Genomic DNA, 3,844 nt, shown 5'->3' on the forward strand with positions numbered 1-3,844 from the left:
TTTGCACCTTGAAAATTGCACAGTGGGAAGAATATTTCGCCGAGGGAAGATAGATCAAGTTAGGAAGGGCGCACGGTGGATGCCTTGGCGTCAGCGGCCGAAGAAGGGCGCAGCGAGTGGCGATACGCCTCGGGGAGCCACAAGCAGGCTTTGATCCGGGGATACCCGAATGGGGGAACCCACCGCGAGTAATGTTGCGGTATCCTCATCTGAATCCATAGGGTGAGGAGGGGAACTGCGGGAACTGAAACATCTTAGTACCGCAAGGAAGAGAAAGAAACATCGATTCCCTTAGTAGCGGCGAGCGAAGGGGGAAGAGCCTAAACCGCATGCATGTGATAGTCTGCAGGCGTTGTGCATGTGGGGTTGAAGGGGTCAATAGCGGCAGCTGCAGCTGTTGCGGGTTCGAATCTGTTCTAGCTGAAGCGGCATGGAAAGGCCCACCATAGATGGTGATAGTCCAGTAAGCGAAAGGGCAGATAGAGCCATTGACTACCTGAGTACCACGGGACACGAGGAATCCCGTGGGAAGCTAGGAGGACCACCTCCTAAGGCTAAATACCAGCTGACGACCGATAGTGAACTAGTACCGTGAGGGAAAGGTGAAAAGAACCGCGGGAGCGGAGTGAAATAGAACCTGAAACCGTGTAGCCTACAAACAGTAGGAGGGTGATGACCGGGGGAACCCGGGAGCGCCTGACTGCGTACTTTTTGTAGAACGGACCGGCGAGTTACAGTATGTGGCGAGGTTAAGCAGGAGATGCGGAGCCGCAGCGAAAGCGAGTCTTAAGAGGGCGGAAGTCGCATGCTGTAGACCCGAAACCGGGTGATCTATCCATGGCCAGGGTGAAGCGGAGTTAAAACTCCGTGGAGGCCCGAACCACGTTGTCGTTGAAAAGGCATGGGATGAGCTGTGGATAGGGGTGAAATGCCAATCGAACTCGGAGATAGCTGGTTCTCCCCGAAATAGCTTTAGGGCTAGCCTTGGGTAAGAGAGTTATGGAGGTAGAGCACTGATCGGGCTAGGGGCCCAAAAAGGTTACCGAACCCTTTCAAACTCCGAATTCCATAAGTTGTTGCCCAGGAGTCAGACTGTGGGGGCTAAGCTTCATAGTCGAGAGGGAAACAGCCCAGATCGTCTGCTAAGGTCCCAAAGTATGAGCTAAGTGGGAAAGGATGTAGGATTGCACAGACAGCCAGGATGTTGGCTTAGAAGCAGCCATTCATTTAAAGAGTGCGTAATAGCTCACTGGTCGAGTGATTCTGCGCCGAAAATGTAACGGGGCTGAAGCTCATCACCGAAGCAGCGGAATACCGGAAGGTATTGGTAGGGGAGCGTTGTGCCGGAGTAGAAGCAGGACGGGAACGACCTGTGGATCCGACACAAGTGAGAATGCCGGTATAAGTAGCGAAAAGAGGGGTGAGAATCCCCTTCGCCGAAAGCCTAAGGTTTCCTGAGGAAGGGTCGTCCTCTCAGGGTTAGTCGGGGCCTAAGCCGAGGCTGGATAGCGTAGGCGATGGACAACCGGTTAATATTCCGGTACCACCGAGAGCCGGCCATGGTGAATATGTCTGGAATGGAGGGGCGCAAGTTCCGAAAGGAAGGGCATATGAGCCAAGCAATGGGGTGACGCAGGAGGGTAGGCCATCAGGCTGATGGAATAGCCTGTCCAAGCGAGTAGGGGGTGCGGCAGGGAAATCCGCTGCACAAGATCCTGAGGCGCGATGGGGAGCGAAATTATAGTAGCGGAACTGGTTGAACCCATACTGCCTAGAAAAGCCTCTAGCGAGGAAGTAGGTGCCCGTACCGCAAACCGACACAGGTAGGCGGGGAGAGAATCCTAAGGCGCGCGAGAGAACCCCTGTTAAGGAACTCGGCAAAATGATCCCGTAACTTCGGGAGAAGGGATGCCTCAGTAGGGTGATAGTGAGAGCTAAAGCCCGAGGAGGTCGCAGAGAAACGGCCCAAGCGACTGTTTATCAAAAACACAGGTCTCTGCTAAGTCGAAAGACGAAGTATAGGGGCTGACGCCTGCCCAGTGCCGGAAGGTTAAGGGGAGGGGTTAGGGGAACCGAAGCTCCGAACCAAAGCCCCGGTGAACGGCGGCCGTAACTATAACGGTCCTAAGGTAGCGAAATTCCTTGTCGGGTAAGTTCCGACCCGCACGAATGGCGTAACGACTTGGGCGCTGTCTCGATGGGGGGCTCGGCGAAATTGTAAGTACCTGTGAAGATGCAGGTTACCCACGACTAGACGGAAAGACCCCGTGGAGCTTTACTGTAGCTTGAGATTGGATTTTGGCATGTTATGTACAGGATAGGTGGGAGGCGTAGAAGGAGGGGCGCTAGCTCTTCTGGAGCCGGCCTTGGGATACCACCCTTAATGTGCTGGAGTTCTAACCCTGAGCAGTGATCCTGCCAGGGGACATTCTCAGGTGGGCAGTTTGACTGGGGCGGTCGCCTCCTAAAGGGTAACGGAGGCGCCCAAAGGTTCCCTCAGCGCGGTTAGAAATCGCGCGTTGAGTGTAAAGGCAGAAGGGAGCTTGACTGCGAGAGACACAGCTCGAGCAGGGTGGAAACACGGGCTTAGTGATCCGGTGGCGCTGAGTGGGCTGGCCATCGCTCAACGGATAAAAGCTACCCCGGGGATAACAGGCTGATCTCCCCCAAGAGTCCACATCGACGGGGAGGTTTGGCACCTCGATGTCGGCTCATCGCATCCTGGGGCTGAATTAGGTCCCAAGGGTTGGGCTGTTCGCCCATTAAAGCGGTACGTGAGCTGGGTTCAGAACGTCGTGAGACAGTTCGGTCCCTATCTGTCGTGGGCGCAGGAGATTTGAGGGGATCTGTCCCTAGTACGAGAGGACCGGGATGGACATACCTCTGGTGTACCAGTTGTCCCGCCAGGGGCACGGCTGGGTAGCCAAGTATGGACGGGATAAACGCTGAAAGCATCTAAGCGTGAAGCCCTCCCCAAGATTAGATCTCCCACAGGGTCGACCTGGTAAGACCCCAGCGAGAAGAGCTGGTAGATAGGCCGGGTGTGTAAGGGCAGCGATGCCTTGAGCTTACCGGTACTAATCGGTCGAGGACTTGATCTATATACCCCGGATGAGCTTCACACTGTGCAATTTTGAAGGCGCAAAAGCGAAATAGAAGTTTAAAGTTTCCGGTGGCAATGACGGAGGGGAAACACCTGTTCCCATTCCGAACACAGAAGTTAAGCCCTCCAGTGCCGATGGTACTGCGCTGGCGACGGCGTGGGAGAGTAGGTCGCTGCCGGGAACTTTTTTATGTACACAAGAGCGTGGTTATGATAGAATAGTCAAGTGTAGGAAGGAGGGATACCGTCGTGGGCACTCTGATGTCGCTGCTTGCCCGGACGGTGAAGACCCATGACAGGACAAACGTTACATAACATGCTTGGGGAAATTCGCGAGGAGCCTGAGGCTCTCGCAAGGTTGCTAGAAGAGGGGATGCCGGGGATCAAGAAGATCTCAGATACCCTCAAATCCCGGAGGCTGACCAATGTGGTGGTGGCGGCGCGTGGTACGTCCGATCACGCAGGCCAACTAGCCAAATATATATTCGAGTATGTAAACGAGATTCCTGTTTCCCTTTCAGCCCCTTCGATCTATACCCTGTATGAGGGGAATCTGCAGTTGGATGAATCACTTGTATTGGGCATATCTCAATCTGGTGAGGGTCCTGATGTGGCTGAGGTTATAAGACGTGCTCGCAGAGGCGGGGCGAGTACCGTAGCCATCACCAACAATATGGATTCGCTGTTGGCCCGCGAGGCGGAATTCACCATTGATTGTCACGCTGGCGTTGAGAAGAGTGT

At 54.7% G+C, this 3,844-nt stretch carries 1 protein-coding gene and 2 rRNA genes; all 3 read left to right on the plus strand.

All coding sequences use genetic code 11. From position 1 onward, the window contains the following. Nucleotides 1–52: 52 nt before the first annotated feature. Nucleotides 53–3,101: ribosomal RNA gene (locus HPY90_RS15250) — 23S ribosomal RNA — on the plus strand. A gap of 67 nt (nt 3,102–3,168) precedes the next feature. Beyond that, nucleotides 3,169–3,285, plus strand: a 5S ribosomal RNA gene (gene rrf, locus HPY90_RS15255). 110 nt (nt 3,286–3,395) lie between these two features. Continuing rightward, a partial coding sequence (locus HPY90_RS15260; protein ID WP_287195757.1) for an SIS domain-containing protein occupies nt 3,396–3,844 on the plus strand: 449 nt, incomplete at its 3' end.

Origin of the sequence: Syntrophothermus sp. (genome assembly GCF_013314835.1) — a bacterium.
GTDB classification, from domain to species: domain Bacteria; phylum Bacillota; class Syntrophomonadia; order Syntrophomonadales; family Syntrophothermaceae; genus Syntrophothermus; species Syntrophothermus lipocalidus.